The organism is Rhizobacter sp. P2_G4, from assembly GCF_056403575.1.
This window is the reverse complement of sequence record NZ_JBFUFG010000013.1, coordinates 70666-87963: the sequence shown is the minus strand read 5'-3', so window position 1 is coordinate 87963 and position 17298 is coordinate 70666. Positions and strand designations below refer to the sequence as shown.

At 66.9% G+C, this 17298-nt stretch carries 7 protein-coding genes; 3 read left to right on the top strand and 4 right to left on the bottom strand.

Annotated features, from left to right (window positions below):
* Positions 1-26 precede the first annotated feature (26 nt).
* The 3 genes from AC1DYS_RS28715 to AC1DYS_RS28705 all read left to right on the top strand — a co-directional run bounded on the left by AC1DYS_RS28715 (position 27) and on the right by AC1DYS_RS28705 (position 11367).
* Positions 27-9056, top strand: a complete 9030-nt coding sequence (locus AC1DYS_RS28715; RefSeq protein WP_477904952.1) for a DUF4781 domain-containing protein — start codon at positions 27-29, stop codon at positions 9054-9056.
* A gap of 176 nt (positions 9057-9232) precedes the next feature.
* Complete coding sequence (locus AC1DYS_RS28710; RefSeq protein WP_477904951.1) at positions 9233-10357, top strand: LysR family transcriptional regulator; 1125 nt, start codon at positions 9233-9235, stop codon at positions 10355-10357.
* Between the two features lie 164 nt (positions 10358-10521).
* Positions 10522-11367: a helix-turn-helix transcriptional regulator gene (locus AC1DYS_RS28705; RefSeq protein WP_477904950.1), complete on the top strand. Its 846-nt coding sequence runs from the start codon at positions 10522-10524 to the stop codon at positions 11365-11367.
* 18 nt (positions 11368-11385) lie between these two features.
* On the opposite strand, the gene AC1DYS_RS28700 is transcribed toward AC1DYS_RS28705, so the two are convergent.
* From AC1DYS_RS28700 to AC1DYS_RS28685, 4 genes are all read right to left on the bottom strand, one after another.
* Positions 11386-12906, bottom strand: a complete 1521-nt coding sequence (locus tag AC1DYS_RS28700) for a hypothetical protein (protein WP_477904949.1) — start codon at positions 12904-12906, stop codon at positions 11386-11388.
* A gap of 87 nt (positions 12907-12993) precedes the next feature.
* Positions 12994-13893: a helix-turn-helix transcriptional regulator gene (locus AC1DYS_RS28695; RefSeq protein WP_477904948.1), complete on the bottom strand. Its 900-nt coding sequence runs from the start codon at positions 13891-13893 to the stop codon at positions 12994-12996.
* Between the two features lie 122 nt (positions 13894-14015).
* Positions 14016-16556 (bottom strand): serine/threonine-protein kinase, encoded by a 2541-nt coding sequence (locus AC1DYS_RS28690; RefSeq protein ID WP_477904947.1) that lies wholly within the window; start codon positions 16554-16556, stop codon positions 14016-14018.
* On the bottom strand, positions 16553-17218 hold the full coding sequence (locus tag AC1DYS_RS28685) for an ECF-type sigma factor (protein ID WP_477904946.1): 666 nt from the start codon (positions 17216-17218) through the stop codon (positions 16553-16555). Before AC1DYS_RS28685 ends, AC1DYS_RS28690 begins: the two co-directional genes overlap by 4 nt.
* Positions 17219-17298 lie beyond the last annotated feature (80 nt).

The following is a 17298-nucleotide window of genomic DNA, read 5'->3' as shown; positions in this document are numbered from 1 at the left end:
CCCCACATCAAAAGAAGGAGCCTGACATGTCGTTCATGGATTCGATCCGGCGCATCTTCAGCCCCCCGCCGCCCCCACCGCCGCCGCCTCCTCCTCCCCCCCCACCGCCGCCACCCCCGCCGCCTCCGCCGCCGGTGGTGGTGCGCGACCCGATGGTGCTGTCGGCCCGGTACCGGGCCATGCAGGATGCGTCCGCCCGCACCACCAAGTTGGAGACCTCGCTCGACCAGTCCATCGACAAGCAGAACAAGGCCGCGCTCAACGGCGACAAGCCGACGCAAGAGCAGGAGAACGCGCTCGACAAGACCTACGGCGAATACCTCACCGCCGCGCAGCAGGAAATGCGCGTGGCCGCGAACAACGCGCGCCTGAATGGCAGCGACGTCAACGCCGCGCTGGATGCGCAGACCAAGGCCATCATCGACCGCGCCGAAAAGACCGGCGCCTTCAAGATGGACGGCCTGAGCAAGCAGGTCAATGGCCTGCGCGACGAAGTGCGCGGCGAAGACCCGCAAGTCCGCCAGGTGAAGGTGCAGCAGTTCGACACCGCGGAGGCGGACCTCAAGACGACGGAAGGCAAGCAGAAGACCATCGATGACCTGCAAGCCGCTGCCGACAAGGCCCGCACGACTGCCGACAGCTACCAGAACCCCACCGCCGCCGACCGGCACGACCCCGACTTCTTCCGCTTGAAGTCGCAGGCCGAGTCCGACGCACGCGCGGCCCAGGCCAAACTCGACGCCGCCAAGGCCGACATGCAGGGCTTCGCCTTGGATGCCAAGGAACGGCAGACGAACTACAACCTGCAGATCGGCGAAGTCGATGTGCGCAACGCACAGGACTACTACAGCGCGGTGCAGCACAGCGGCAACCAGCCGGCCATCGATGCGGCGCAGCAGAAGCTGCTCGATGCGATCGACGTGCGTGACGGCCAGCGCCTGCTGCATGACCGGGCAGTGGCCGACCAGACCAAGTTCAAGGCCGATGGGGTGTTGGCCGATGCCAAGACCACCTGGGATGAGGCTTCGGGCCAGCACACCAAGCCGCTGTCTGACGAAGACCTTTACACCAACAACCTCGGCAACATCAGCTCGCAGGAGAACTTCGAGAACAAGGCGTTCTGGGCAACGCCCGGCAGCGACCTGGGCAAGAAGGTGGAGTTCAAGGACGGGCGTTGGCAGTACCACGAGGTGGTGGACTGGGCCCCCGACCGCTGGAAGACCTTGCCGCCCGAGACCGCGGCGCTGTGGGACGCAGAGAAGCAGGCCGATGCAGCCAACGACAAGGTGACTTCGACCAGGGAGGCGCTCGACACCTTCATGCGTGATCGCCTGGGCGGTGGTCCCAACGGCGAGCCACCGCGTCTGGACGACTACGCCTGGATCCAGAACAGCACGAAGACCGGCAAGGACCTGACCCAGGCCAACACCGACGTCACCAACGCCAAGACAGCGTGGGATGCTGCAGTGAAGGAGGGCAAGCCGGCCTCCGAAGTGCAGAAGCTGGAGACCGACTACGGTGCCAAGCTAGCGGTGCAGCGCACCGCCCAGGCCCAGGCCGATGCCCTGAGCTCGTTGAAAGACTTGCGCGGCGCGCGCGTCGAACTGGCGGCCGCCCAGCGGGCCGACAGCGAGGCGGGCCGCACCACACCATCGGACTCCGTGATCGAGGCGCAGAAGAAGGTCACGCAGCTCGAAGGCGATGCGCGCAACAAGGTGTCCTCCGCCAACCAGCTGAGTGCTGCCGCCGCCGATGTGAAAACGCAGGAGACCGAAGCCACCAATGGACTGAAAGGGGCGCAGAAGGCGCTGGCCGATCAAGGCAAAGACGTCGAGACCGCGCGCACCGCATGGCAGAACGCCGCGCCCGGCGACAAGGACGCCAAGCAGAAAGACCTCGACAAGGCGCTGGCGGACTACGAAAAGTTCAAGCTCACGGTTGACGACTACCAGACCCGGCTGGATGTGCTGGGCAGCGAGCGCAGCCTGCTCGTGGCGCAGCATGAATACGACACCTATGGTTTCGTGCAGCCGAAGGTCGAGACGCACAAGGGTGGGCGGGGCGGCCAGTACACGACCACCACCTACCCGCCGGGCTACGACAAGACGGCGTCGCTCAAGCCGCCCGGCAGCTACGGCGAAACCGCCAACCTGACCGGGCTGTCCAAGGACGACGACGGGTTCGTGGCCCTGAGCGACGGCACCAAGGTCAAGCAGGACAAGGGCGTCACCACCTTCAAGCTGAAAGACGGCACCGAGATCCGCGAGGAGAACGGCCAGTACAAGGTGTACTTCATGGCGCCGGTCGGCCGTGGAGCGCAGCGCCTGTCAGACAAGGGTGTGGACATGCACCCGGTGACCGAGCGGCTGTGGCAGGCCAACGCCAAGGCGCTGGACACCCGCACGCAGCGCAGCGAAGTCGAAACACGGTTGGCGACCGACGCGGCGGATCATCCGCCGGCGCAGACGGCGCAGGTGCCAGTGGGCACCGCGGGTCAGTCGGGATCGCCCGTGCTGAACCTCGACGACGATGTGTCCAAGCGCCTGCAGAACGTCAATCAGGCGCTGTACGTCGCTCACCACACGGGCGCGACACCGGAGGAGCTGAAGCTGCCTCGGCTGGAGCAGACGGCGCTGGTGAAGGTCCAGGCTTGGCAGGACGCCAACCGATCGCTGTTGTTGGCCGAGGCTGACCTGCGCGCGGGCCGCACACCGACCGGCAACCTCGATGATCTGCGCAATGCCGCGGACAAAGCCCGCACCGCGGCGGTCGACGCGCGCTCCGACTGGCTGGAGCTGTACCACCAGCAAGCCACTTCGGTGCAGAAGCAGAAAGTCGATACGGCCCAGACGGCTCACGATCAATGGCTGCGTGACCACCGCTACCTGACGGGCACAGACGCAGAGCGCAGCTCGCCGACCTGGACGGCCCTGCAGGAGGCGAAGACCGGGTTTGACGGCGCTCAGCGCAACCTCGTGAAAACCGCCGCGCCGGGGGCTTGGGCCGAGCAGGAGCAGTTGATCGCCGAGAACCTGAAGCCCGAGGACCAGCAGGACCCGGAGAAGCTGCACCAGCTCTTCTACGACAACCCGGCCGCGATGGCGCAGGCGCTGATCAACGAGCACTACGTGCAGTTCGGTGGCTCCCCCAGCGAGATGCAGGGGCGCACGCACATCGGCAACACCGTGGCCGCGGCGCTCGGCTGGCAGACCTCGGTGACGCTGGACCCGTCGCAGCCAGACCAGAACCAACAGGCCATGCTGACGCAGGACCTGTTCAACGTGAAGGGTGACCAGAAGAAGCTGCGCGACGGGGTGGTCGACGAGATCATCGACGTGGGCGGCGAGAACGCCCGCGTCACGGTGATTCCGGTGGTCTATTCGACGAAGGAGACGGGCATCGTCAAGACGGCGCTGTTCAAGGTCGAGTGCAAGGACGGCCCGGGCTTCAAGTTCGTCGACGAACAGGGCTGGAGCTACACGAGCGTTGACGACTATCGCGCCAACAACAGCTTTGCGCCCAAAGGCGTGAACCTCGCGATGCCGGAGAACGGCGAGTTCACCGTGCAGGCCGACGGCAACATCAAGCTGTTCGCCGGCGATGCACGAACCGAGACCGGTTTCGAGACCTTCCGCCGCGTGACCCACCTCGACACCGTGATCGGCGTGGCCGGCGTGATTGCCGGCGTGGTGGTCACCGTGGGCTCGGGGGGCACGCTCGCCCCGCTGGTGCTGGGTGCGGCCATGGCCTATGGCGCCGCCACGGCCACCGCGGACCTGGCCAACCTCAACGCCCACGGCCAGTCGCTGAACCCGATCACCAACGAGCGAGCCCGCATGAGCGAGATCTCGCTGCTGGGCACAGCGCTCGGTGCGGGCGCCATGGGCTCGGCGGTGCGCACCGCTGCGGCGGCCACGCGCGGCGCGGCGTCTACCGCGTCGCTTTGGGGCACCACCTCCACTGTGCTGGGCCGCTCGGCCTTCGTGACCGGCATGGCCGGAGGCGCGGACCAGGCCCGCTACCTGGCCGTGAACTGGGACCACATGTCGGGCCTGGAGCGGGGTGAAGCGTTCCTGAACCTGTCGATGAGCGGCATCGACATGATGACGCCTGCCATCACAGCCAAGATCAAGGCGCGCCGCGCAATGCCCGGTGTCGACCAGACCGCCGGCGGCCCGGCGACGGGACCGCGCAGCGACGATCCGTTGGCAATGTCGGGGCGCACCGACGACGCCGCCAACCCCACGGTGCAAACCACCGACCCGGCGGACACAAGCGGCACGCAAGTCATCGATCCGCCGCTTGCCACCGTGCGCAATCCGGTGCACAAGACCGGCGACCAGACGGGAACCGACACTGGCAAGACGACGACGCTGGCGGGCGATGGAAGCACCACCACGCAGGGCGGTGATCCGATCGTGCCGGTCAACCTGAAGACCACCGGGCCGGGGCAGAACACCACGGGGCAGCCGGTGACGGGAACCGGGGGGCATCCCCCGAAGGTGACCGCGCCGAAGGTGGCGCAGCCTTCGCATCAAACCGAAGTCAACACGCTGGCCCTGGACCTGGGTGACACGGCCGCGCAAAGCAGCCAGTCGTCCAGCAGTACGGGCAGCACGGGCACGACGAACCGGGCCGGGCGCGACACGACCAGCGATGACACGGCCAACGCATCGGCTTCGAATGGGTCGCACAGCCGCACCCGCGGTGCCCAAGCCAGCGAGCGTCACCTGCCGAGTCAGGTCGAAGCGGCCTATCGCAAGACGCAGACCTCGCAGAAGGAACTGAACACGGCCGAGCAAGCCCTGCAAAAGCAGACGCGTGCGACCAACGACCTCAAGAACAAGTTGACGCACGGCAGCGAGAGCCAGTCCAAGCTCGAGATCCAGGCCAGCACCTCGCGGCGGTTGGCGCTGGAGGCTGAGGCGAAGGCCGAGGCCGCCGGAACTGGCGCGAAGAAGCTGTGGCGGGACGCCAAGAATCTGCGTATCAAGGCCGAGAGCGCGGAGAAAGCCGTAGTGGCGGGTCGGGCCGAGTTGAAGAAGCAGGTCGACGCGCTCGCCGAGGCCGAGGTGGCGCATGCCAAGGCCACCCAAGACACGACCAAGGCGCGCAAGACCTTGGTCGACGATCAGTTGGCCCTGGCCGAGTTGGCCACGCAACGGGCGAATGGTGATGTGAAGACGGCGAATGCCAACGCGGCCCGGTTGCGCAGCGCCGCGGATGATGCGGATGGGCCCTCGGCCTTTGCACTGCGCACGCGGGCCGCGGCGGCCGAACGCCGCGCGAAGTCGGTCGAAGTCATGGCCGAGAGCATCGGTACGCGCGTTCACACCTTCGGCGAAGCGGCCGATACCTTGAAGCTCGCGCATGTGCTGGCCGAAGCGCAGGTGAAAGCGCTGGAGACCGACACCACGCAAGCGGTGAAGGACTTCCAGGCCTACCTCGACGCCGCTGACCAATCGGGCGCGCTGCCGACGGGCCGGCGTGTGCTGAACGTTAAGGCGGCCGAGGCCGACAAGACCAATGCGGGGCAATTGCTGCACAAGGCCAGCGAGGCGTTGCGGCTCGCCAAGGCCGAGTTCAAGCAGGCGCAGGCGCAGCACAAGACGCGCTCCGAGGAAGCGGAGGCCGCATGGGCTTCACATGCGAAGGACGCCAAGCGCGATCCGAAGCTGACGGAGAACCTGTCGGACGCCGCGCGGCAGCGGCTGTTGCGCCTGGCGGGCGAAGCCCGCGTGGCGGAGCGCCGCTACGCTGTGGCGGAGGCGGAACTGAATCACGCCCAGGCGGTGCACCGCGCCGCGGTGCAGTACAAGCAGGCGGCGAGCCACGCTGCCAAACAGGTGGAGGCCACCCAGGGCCGTGTGGGCGAGGGCAACGAGCACAACCCCGTCACCTCTCGGGCGGCGCGCGCCTTGCAGGCCATGGACAAGAAGGCAGCCAAGCTGACCGAGGTGCTGGACAAAGGCCCGGAGTTCGTTCCGGTGTCCACCAAGCTCACGGCGCCGGGGCTGGAATACAGCGACGGCAGCGGCCCGGCCTATCCCAAGTTGTCCAAGGACTTCTGGCCGCGCCACGACCTCAAGCTGAAGGAAGGCACGACCGACGAGTACGAGGTCGTGGCAGTCGGCCCCAAGTACATCCAGGGCGGTGCGCGCAAGTTCATCGACCGCTCCATCATGCGTGCCTATGACAAGCTGAAAACGCGCGGCAACGCCTACGAGATCCTGAGCGGCAAGCCGCTGCGGGAAGGTGACTTCCGCGTCGACCCGCTGGTGGTGGAGCGGGCCACCATCCCGGGCGGCCTGGAACGCGTGGTGGCCGATGTTCACGCGCACGACCGCGGCTACGACCACCGGGCCGCCAACCGCGGCGAGCGCATCACGGCGCAGACCCTGCAGGAAGATATCAACGCTGGCTGGCGGCCGATCGAGCGCTACTTCATGGCGGTCAAGCCGTTGACGGCGCTGCAGAACAACTCGTCGAACACCTCGCGCATCCTGCATGGGTCGATTCCGCAGATGAGCACCTGTGGCGCGCCGCACTACTCGGGCATCGATGCAGGCGAGCTGACCATGTCGAACGGCAAGCGCATGGACGTGGAGGTGGCCAAGGAGTACCGCACCATCGTCGACAACTATCGCGTGCAGAAGCAGAAGCAGCTCGATGAAACCTTGAAGGGCAATGACGAGGCTGCTGCCGCGGCTAAGGCCCAGGCTGACAAGTTCCTGCTGAGCGCCGCGCGTGCCGACATGTCGATGACGGGGGTGGACCCGTCCAAGGTCGATGCGGCCGCGCATGCGCGCCAGATGCTGCTGGACCACCCGGGCGTGTTCAAGTTCGTCGGTGAGCTGACCATCAAGAAGGAGATGGTCGATGTGCTGCTGGCCGGCGATGCCGGCGAGATCGGCTCGCCCTCGTTGGCCAAGGTGCTGGATCTGGCCAATGAGTCCGGGCTGGGCGTGCTGATCCACTGCGACTGGGGACGCCATGCCTTGCATCCCGGCGACCATCGCCCGGTCGCCACCAGCAGCGCCTACGAATACTTCGAGGCCTTGATCGACAAGGTGGCGAAGTACAAGAACGCCAACATCGTGCTGGCCCACACCGGCCTCGGCCGGCTGGTGCGGCCCGACACGAACATGGGCGACTATGTGATCAAGCCCACCACGACCTCGGACGGTCGCACGATCGAAGGTGGCACCGTGCGCCTGCCTGTGCATCTGATCAAGGTGATGGAAGCCGCCGACCGTGCCGGCAACGTGCGCTTCGACATCTCGTGGAACGACGTGGCCGAGGCCTACCTCAGCGACCCGGCGATGCGCCAGGGGCTGGTCGACTTCATCATCGCCAACCCCGACAAGGTGCTGTTCGGCAGCGACACCGTGAAGCCGGTGAACCAGGCTGCGTACAACCAGTCCCTCACGACCTACCTGCCCCTGCTGGCCGACATCGGCGTGCGCAACCCACCGGCCTTGTGGAACCTGCTGCGGGGGAACTACGAAACGCTGATGGGCAACGCGGGTGACCGGGTGCACGCGTGGACGCAGGCTGAACTGCTCAAGCCGCACGGCGGCAAAGCTGAGAACGCGCCGGTGGAGGTGCAGCAGCAGTTGAAGCGCATGGACGAAGTGCAGGAAGATCTGAAGACAGAGCGCACTCGCATCGAAGGCGAAGCGAAGCAGCACTTCGACACCTGGATCAACCAGCTCTACCAGAGCGCCTACGCCAGCGAGGCCAGCCAACGCGGTTTATTGCCTCCAGGCGTGGTGGGGGCACCGGTGGCTGACCGGTCGGTGTCCGCCGAAGCCCAGGCCAACCTGGGCGCGGCGGAACATCAGCATTGGGTGGGCGACCCCAATGGCGCGGGCACGCCGCGCGGCCGGTTCGACACCACGCCGCGCCGCATCGTCGCCGGCACCTTGGCCTCGGTGACGATGACTGGGGCGTACGCCGCGGGTGATGGCACGTTCAACGTCGTTGAGGGCGATCACCAGCAACAGATGGTGCATGCCACCGGCTTCGAGGCCCGTGCGGCGATGGGTCTTGTGCGCGGGGCCTACTCCGATGCGGTGCGCCTGAGCTGGGAACGCATCTTCGAAGAAGGCCGCGTGACGAACAAGGACCTCGATCGCTTCATGAACCGCATCCGGTTCAACGGCAGGGCGCTGGGTCTGCCGAAGGATCGCATCGAGTTGGCGGCGAAGCTGACGGAGCAGTTCCGCGTCGACTACGCGTACCTCGCGAACAAGCCGTTGGACAAAGCCAACGGCTACGACGAAGTGCAGCGCTTCAACGCCATCATGGCCACTGTCGGCCACTACCAGATCGGCGTAGACCGTGCGCTGGGCATGCAGGCGGCCTCCATCAACGCAATGGATCCACGCACCTGGACCGGCCAGCTGTTCCGGGTGGGCACCGGCCTCACCTACGGCATCAACGTGGCCTACTCGGCGGCGCTGCTGGCCAGCGGCGATGTCTCGGGCCTGAGAGCGATGACGACTGCTGCTTTCGGCGCTGGCAACACCTTGCTGATGGCGAACACCTTCGCCGGCCTGGGCAGCGGGTTCACGAAAGCCAACTGGGAAGCGAGGCTGCCATTCCGCTGGTCGCAAGCGCTCGGCATGTCGGGCCTGGGTGCAGGTGGGGCGCTCTGGACGCTGGGCGATGCCTCGTCCTTCTACGCCGATCCGTCGGTCTGCGGTGGCTTTCAAACCGCGTTCAGTGCCCTCTTCACCTACGCCTCGGGTCGTCAGGCGGTGGGTGAGTGGCGCAAGACGGCCGGCCTGCCCAACACCGATCCGGCCTACCAGTCGAACAGCGGCTACTGGTTGGCGGGCGCCACGATCGCGCGCGTGTTGTTCATGAACTGGCCGGACGGGGACAAGACCACCCAGGTCACGTCAGCGGCATGGACCCCGCCCCAAGCCAGCGGCCTGCCGGACTGGCAGGTGCAACGCCCGGATGCGGAGTCCGATCTATCGCGCCTGCTGCAAGGCGGGTCGCAGATGGTGCAGCTCGACCCGCGCAAGGCATTGCGGCTGGAGACCTGACTGCGTTTGAACAATCTGAGAACACTCAAGGAGGTCCGCTCCACCTACGAATCCAGCCATCTGGCTCATCGACAATTTCGATGATCTGAAACGAAAAATTTGTGTTTGCGCGCGGCCTGCCAGCTGCGGAAACTCCGGTCATGCGCCGTATCCGGCGCGCTCCCGGAGACCAGACCATGACGGTAGGCAGCGGTGATTCTTTGCTCGGAAAAACAGCGCCGGCAGGCGTGAAGGGGGCGGCTGAAGTGGGGGCGCGTGGGGGGCCGGGGGCGTCGCGCTTCGACCTGTTCACGCTGCAGCTGTTCGTCGACGTGGTGGAGCGGCGCAGCATCGGCAAGGGCGCCGTGCTGAACTTCGTGACCGTGTCAGCGGCCAGCAAGCGCATTGCCGACATGGAGCGCATGCTCGGTGTGCAGCTGCTGCAGCGCGGCGCGCGTGGCGTGAGCGCGACGGAGGCCGGAAACACTTTGTACAAGGGGGCGGTCGATACCCTCGCGCGGCTGCAGCAGCTGACCGCCGCGGTCACGCTGCACGGCCAGGTGGCGGYACAGCCGCTGCGAGTGTTCTCGAACCTTGTGTCGCTGTCACACGATCTGCCGGCGGCGCTGAAGGCATTTGCCGACGCCCACCCTGACACGCCGCTGAGCCTGACCGAGCAGGCCACTGATGCCACGCTGCAGGCGCTGGTGCGGGGCCAGGCCGACGTGGGCATCGTCACACCCATCCAGGCCTACCCAGCGCCGCTGATGGCGTTTCGCTATGGCGTGATCCGCCACGTGTTGGCGGTGCCGGAGAACCATGCGCTCGCCGGCCGCAGCTCGGTGCGTTTCGACGACGCCGCCGCGTTTGACCTGGTCGGCCTGGAACGCGAAGGCGGGTGGGACCGCCTGCAGCAGCAGGTGGCGCAGGAACGTGGCCTCACGCTGCGGGTGCGCGCGCGTGTCAGCAGCTTTGACAGCATGTGTCGCATGGCGGGCGGCGGCCTCGGCGTGGCCATCGTTCCGCTGGGCACGGCGCAGGTGCACGCAGCGAGCTGTGGCTTGAAGCTTCTGCCGCTGAGCGAGCCCTGGGCCGAGATCCCGCTTGATGTCTGTTGGCGCCAGCAGCCTGAGCCGCCCGAGGCGGTGCGCCGGCTGCTTGCGCACCTGAAGCCGGGGGCGTCGGTCAACGCCTGGCCCGGCAACGCGGAAACCGCACCCGTGAGCATGCCCCGGCTCAACCCGAGGCCGCGCGACACGCTGGCCGAGCGCCTCGCAGCGGTACCGATCGAAGGGTCGATCGAAGGCTTGATCGCGGCTTAAGCGCGGCTTGAGCGGAGATCTCATCGCATCAAGCCTTCGCCGCTTGGCAACGCTGGTTTGCCCAATCGTCGCTTGTGCGGGTGGGGGGCTTCCCCCAACCTCAAGCCATCGGCCTGGATTGTCCGAATGCTCCACCGGCCCGAACTCTGGAAAGGATCACTCAGATGACGATCACTCTCCCAGCCGCGCGTTCGCTGACGGCGCCGGGCCCATGCCTCGTGCACCCGCCCGCGGCCGAGTCGACCTGGTTCTATGGCGAAGCCGACTTGCAGCGCACCCAGACCACGGTGGCCGAAGGCGTGCCGGCGCTGATGAAGACGCTGCTGGAGGCCTCGACGCCGCTTGAGCGCGAGCAACGGGTGTGGCACGCACTGCGCGCGCTGGGGTTCGAGTGGATGGGCTGTGCCAACTTGCGCCAGCACCGCGGCGAGTGGCGGCCGCATTCGGTGATGACGACTTACGCGCCGCCCGCCTGGGTGCAGCAATACCGAAGCAGCCATCCCCAAGAGGTCGACTCGTGCTTGCAGCAGTTGCTGCGCTCGTGTCTGCCACTCACCTGGGACCTGGCCACGCTGAGCGACAGTTCGCCGCGCCTCGTACAGGAGCTGGCCGATGGTGGCGTGCACAGCGGCGTGTCGTTGCGGTTGTCGGTGAATGGCGCGCATGCGGCCGACGAGCTGGCGGTGGTCAGCCTGATGTCTTCGCGCGAAGGCCGCGGCTGGATCGACGACGAGCGGCTCGGCCAGGCGCTGACCTTCCTGTTGTGCTGGCATGAATTCCTGTCGCGCCACGTGCAACCGCTGCGCCAGGAAGCTACGCCGCACCACGACCTGTCGGCGATGCAACGGCGCATCCTCGGCTGCCTGCAGCAAGGCCAGAGCGACAAGGAAATCGCCTACCGGCTGGAGCTGTCGTCGCACGCAGTCGATTACCACATGCGCCAGTTGCGCCGCCGCTTCAGTGCGCGCAACCGCGTGCAGCTCGTCAACGCAGCGATGCAGGCGTCCTGACGCGAACCGGCTGAACCCTCAGGCCTTCTTCGGCGGGAAGCCGGGAATGTGGTGGAAGTCCATCCACTCGCGCAGGCCGGAAATGCTCTCGGGCGGCGTGGTCGGCGCGGGGTCGATCAGCGCCGACTTGCCGCTCCAGTTATGGCCTTCAACGCCATCGTTCTTCTTGTCCACCTGCGGTTGGCCGTTCTTCGCGTGGTTCATCACGTTTTGCGCGCCACGGCACGCCTTGTCGAGCGCCCCGGGCCCGCTGCTCGCCACTTGGTTGACGTAGGAGACGAACTTCGCCGGGTCGCCGCCCGCTGCGGCGTAGACCTGGTAGAGCGCCTGCACGTTGGTGCGTTGGTTGTCTTTGCCGATGCCCGCGCTGTAGCCGGTCTGGGTCAGCAGGCCGGTCGCAGAGGCATCCACGCCCATGGTGTTCAGCATGTCTGCACCGAGCCGCCCATCCGACTTCTTCAGCAATTCGGCATCGAAGCTGGCCTTCTTGTCCGCAGGCATGCTGGCCGTGGCCCGCTTGTACTGCGCCACCGCGGCTGCGGGGTCGCGAGCGTACAGCGTGGCAATGTTCTGTGCCTGTGTCGCGGGCGTGTTGAAGGGGAAGTTGAAGCTCTGGTTGGGTGCCTTTTGCCCGCCTGTCGCCTCGGTCTGCACCGTGAGCGTCTCGCCGCTGCGGTTCACGATCTTCAGTGTGTCCCCGGTGTTGATCAGATCAGGATCGCCAGCCTCCGAGGTGACGTGGCCATCGTCGAGCTTTCGGTGGTAGCCGTTGTCGGCTTCCAGCTTGTCGAGCGTGAAGCGGGTCGTGCGGTCCTTGCTCCAGTGCTCGGTCTCGGCGCGCTTCATTTCCTCGGGCGTCAGCACGTAGCGCTGCACGTCCTTGCGCGAGGCGACGTCCCACATCGTGTCGCCGTTCTCGACGATGTAGGTGCCGTCGGCCACCGGGGTGTCGTCGACGGTCTTCAGCAGCTTGTCGACGGTGGCCTGGCGCTGGCCGGAGTCGAGCGTGTAGATGCCGGTGCTGGTGCTGCCGGCGTCCATCAGGCTGAAGGCCACCGAGCCGGCGAGGAACTGGGTGTTGTTCTTCTTCAAGCCGATCTGCAGACCTTCGCCGAAATGGCCCAGCGCAGCCAGCGGGTCGGGGTTGCCGGGATGCGGTGCAGCGATGCCGTCCAGCACATCCTTGCCGAACTCGCGGGCCTCGGCGGTGTCGCCTGTGTTCTCGAACACCACGCCCAGGTCTTCCATGGTCTGGTCGTACTCGGCGCTGGAGTCGATCTCGCCGCCGGCGGTGCCCGGTGTTTTGTTGAAGTCGGTTTGCGCGTTCTTGCTCAGGTCGATCGCCATCGCGTCGACGGCCGGCTCGGCGCCTTCGTACACCGCCTTCTTCTGCTCGGCGGTGAGGTTCTGCTGGCCGGTGACTTCTCGCAGCTTGCGGGCCGCCGCGGCTCCGCCTTGCTGGTTGTAGGTGTCGATCACCTGGCGGGCGAGGTCGTTGACGCGCGGGTCGGCTTGCGTCACGGGCGAGAGAGTGGTCATGGAAAGGCTCTCCTCGGATGGATCACTGCAGGATAGGACTCGCTCACTGCCCTTCGCAAGTACGAAACCTCGTAGCGGATGGACCGCTCAGCGCAATCCCCTGCGCAGCGCCGCCTGCGTGAGCTGCACGCGGTTGCGCACGCTGAAGCGCCTGCGCAGCTGGCGCAGGTGGTAGTCCACGTTGTGCGACGACAGGCTCAGCAACGCGGCAATCTGCTTGTCGCCGAGGCCACGTGCCACGCAGTCGAGGATGGCACGTTGCAACGGCGTCAGCCCCCCATGAACGCCTTCGGTGGGCTGCAATTCGGCAGGGACTGGCAGGTAGTTCGTGTACAGCTCATTCAGACAGAACCCCAGCGTGAGCACCTGGCCGAGCAGCGCGTCGTTCAGCCACGCGCTTCCCTCGTTGCGTGAACTCAGGCTCACCACGTGGCGCTCGGTGCCGGTGTGCGAACCATGCAGGCCGAGCAAGGCGCCGCTGCGTGCGCCGGTGCTGGCCAGGTCGTCCAGAAATGCCTGTGTGAGAGAAAAATCTGCCGCATCCGGTTCCTGCCGCAAGGTGTCGATCGACCAGATGCAGGGCAGGCTGGACTGCAGCGCGCAGGTGAGCCGCGGGTCCACGCGGTGGTAGCTGGCGCACACGTAGCGTTGCAGCCAGCACAGGTCGGCATAGGTAGTGCAGAAGGCCTGCGGCAGCCATCGCTCACCGTGGCGGACGAAGCGTCCATACACCAGTGAGTCGAAGCCGAGCGAGCGTGTCAGCGCGCGCACCGTTTGCCGACGCAGGGCTGGCGCTTCGGCCGTGAGCAGCTGCTTGAGCAAGGCGGGGCTCCACGCCGCCGCATCGGCGTCGATGGGTGTGGGCACATCGGGCTCTTCGTGCAGCAGGGGCAACGGGTCGAGCAGGTCGAGCCCATCGCGTGCCGCTGCTGCAACCTGCGCGGCCTGTGAATGATGCGAGGCAGTAAACGGAAGAATCTTGTTCATCGCGGCTCCTGTTCGTCAGATGCCGCTAAAGCGGATCGCCGGGGCGATGGAGCTCAACTGTTGCGTATCGATACAAGCCCTCCGCGCCGCCGCATGCAGGGCAATCGGCGTGCCGCCTCACTTCATGCGCAGCGCTGCAAGGCTTCGCGCACAGCCGCCGGCCCGATGTGTCCGGGCGGGATGCCTTGCTTGTCCATTTCTTCCATGATGGGGAGCGACTGGCGATGCCGCTCGCACGCAGCACGTGCTGGCTCAGTGCCACCCTGCGCTTGCAGTGCCCGGCCGAGCACGTGGTACGCCAGGCCGTGGTGGTATCGCACGTAGTTGTCTTCGCGCGCGCCGGGCGGCAGGGCCTCGAAGCTGCTCACGCCGACCGTAGCAGCTGCAACGCTCGCTCGCGCATCGCCGTGCGCCAGCAGCGCTTCGCCCAAGGTGGTCTGCATGCTCGCGAGATCGGCGAGGAACTGGGTGTTGCTCGGGTCTTGCCGACTCAGTGCCTGCATCATCTGCAGTGCGCGTTGGACCTCGGCCACGGCTTGTTTCGGCTGGCCGATGCGGCGCAAGCACCAGCTGGCGTTCTCCAGTTCCACGGCGATGTGCCGCGCCAGCGAAGTGTTCTGCGGGTTCTTCGCGTAGAGCCGCTCCAGCACCACCAAGCTTTTGCGGAAAGCGGCGAGCGCGAGGCGTGCGCTTTCTTCGGTGGTGTCGCGCTGGATCAGCTGTTCGCCCAGCGTGGCGTAGTTGGTCGCGAGGCTGAGCCCGGCGTCGCGGTCGTCGGGGTCTTGCGCGACCAGGGGCTCCAACTGTGCCGCGGCGATGGCCGACGTCTTGAGAAAGTCGTCGATCTCGCCCGCGAACATCTGCACCTGGCTCAGTTGCCCGTACAGCGTGGCGCGCAGCAGCTGGCGCACCCGGTTCTTCGGGTCGGCCGCGGCGAGCTCATCGGCCACCGCTATGCCAGGGCGAAGCGCGTCCTGCGCTTCCTTGAACTTGCCGATGAAGCCGAGCACCGCGCCTTCGCGCTGGCTGACGATGGCCTGCTCTTGCTGAGCGTCTCGGGAGGTGGCATCACGCTGGCGCGTGTCGGCCAGCACCGGTGTGAGCAGTTCGGCCGCACGTCGATAGTTCTTCAGCGCGCCTTGCGGGTCGCCGAGATTGGCGAGGCCCGGGCGCCCTTGGATGTCGCCGATGTTGCGGTAGCCGGTGGCGAGTTCCACCTGAAGGCTGCGCTCGTTGCGCGCTTCGGCACTCAGCCCTTCGAGGTAGGCCAGGCCGTTCTCGACCAGCAGCTTGCGCGCGGGCGTGGAGCCGGGCAGCGTGCGGATCGCAGTGTGCATGTCGACCATCATCACGTTCGCCAGCTTGCGCACGCTGGCGAAGTGGCGCTCAGCGCGCTCGCGCTGTTGGTGTGCTTCGTAGGCCTGGTAGCTCGCCACCACCACGCCGCCGAGCAGCGCCAGGTTGGCCAGCAGCACGGCGCCGAAGGCCGTGCGGTGGCGCAGCACGAAGCGGCCCGCGCGGTAGCTCCAGGCACCGCGGCGCGCCTGCACGGGCAGGCCTTCCAGGTGGCGGAACAGATCGTCGGCCATGGCTTCGGCCGATGCGTAGCGGTGCCGCGGGTCCTTGCGCAAGGCCATCAGCACGATGGCGTCGAGGTCGCCTTCGAGGCGCTTGCGCTGCAGGCGCGGTGCAGTCTCGAGCGTCTGGCTCGGGCGTGGCGGCTCGGTCTCGCAGATGGCGCGCGTGAGTGCGTAGTTGTCTTCGGTGGCGCGGCCGTAGGGGCTGGTTTGCGTGAGCAGGCGGTACAGCACCACGCCCAATGCATAGATGTCGCTGGCGGCAGTGACGGGGTCGCCGCGCACTTGCTCGGGGCTCGCGTATTCGGGGGTCAACGCACGTTGTGCGGTGGCGGTTCGGTCGGAGGCCGGGGCATCCAGCCGCTTGGCGATGCCGAAGTCGAGCAGCTTCGGCTGGCCATCACGCGCTACCAGAATGTTGCTCGGCTTCAGGTCGCGGTGCACCACGCCTTGTCGGTGCGCATAGTCGACGACCAGGCACACCGTGCGAAACAAGCGCAGGCGGGCTTCGAGCGGGAGCGAGTGGGTCTCGCAGTACGCGTCGATCGGCAGGCCGCCGTCGACGAGGTCCATCACGACGTAATGCGTGCCCTCATTGGAGATGCCAGCATCGAGCAGTTTGGCCAGGTTGGGGTGGTCGAGCGTGGCGAGGATGCGCCGCTCGGCATGAAAGCGGTCGAGCAGGAAGGCCGCGTCGCCACCTTCGCGCACCACCTTCACTGCGACCTGCTGTTCATACTGGCCGTCCGCACGCTCTGCTCGGTAGACGTCGCCCATGCCGCCGTGTGCGATGAGCGACTGCAGCCGGTATGCGCCGAGGCGGTGGCCGGCCAGGTCGTGCGTGGAACGACCGGCCAATGCCTGCATCAGCGCGCCAGCGGGCGAGGCGTCGAGCGGTGTGTCGGATGCAGCGGCTGCAGCGAGCAGCGACTCGAGTTCCGCCTTGAGCGCGGCGTCGCCAGCACAGGCGGTGTCTACGAAGGCGGCGCGTGCGGTCTCTGGCAGCTCCATCGCGTCGGCGACGAGTTGCTTCAGGCGTTGCCAGCGTGGCAGATCAAGCGTGTCGTTCGGGTTCTGTGTGCTCATGCGGGTTTGGAGGGGTGATCGGCCAGCTGGCGCAGCAACCAGGCGCGTGCACTGACCCATTCGCGCTTGACGCTGGCGGCGGAGATTTCAAGTGCGGCGGCGGTCTCGTCCACGCTCAGGCCGCCGAAGAAGCGCAGTTCGACCACTTGGCACTGCTGCGGGTCGAGCCGCTCCAGCCGCTGCAAGGCCTGGTCGAGTGCCAGCACGTCGAGCGTGTGGGCGTGCGGGGCTGGGTCCAGCGAGGCGAGGGCGCTGTCGCTCAGGTCCTCGAAATGGAGCAGATGCCCGCTGCCGCGCTTGGCCGCCGAGCGGCTGCGGGCATGGTCGATCAGCACGTGGCGCATGAGACGCGAGGCCAGGCCGAAGAACTGCGCACGCGACTGGAACTGCATGGCGCTCTCGGCTGACAGGCGCATGTAGGCTTCATGCACGAGCCCGGATGGGGCGAGCGTGTGGCCGTCGCGTTCGTGTCGCAGGTGGCGCGAGGCGAGTCGCTTCAACTCGTCGTAGACCAGCGGTGCCAGTTCACCGAGCGCGTGTGCGTCGCCTGCCGCCCAGCGCTTGAGCAGCTGTGTGATCGCACCTTCAGGCGCAGTGTCCGGCGTGGCGCTGTGGTCGGTTTCGGCAGCGACGTCTGGGCTGCTCGCGGCTGATTCGTTCATCGAAGGCCCCTGCCGTCCATCAGGACGGGGCGGCGAGCTTACGTCTTCGGACAGGCGGAATCTGTCATGTTTTTGTTACC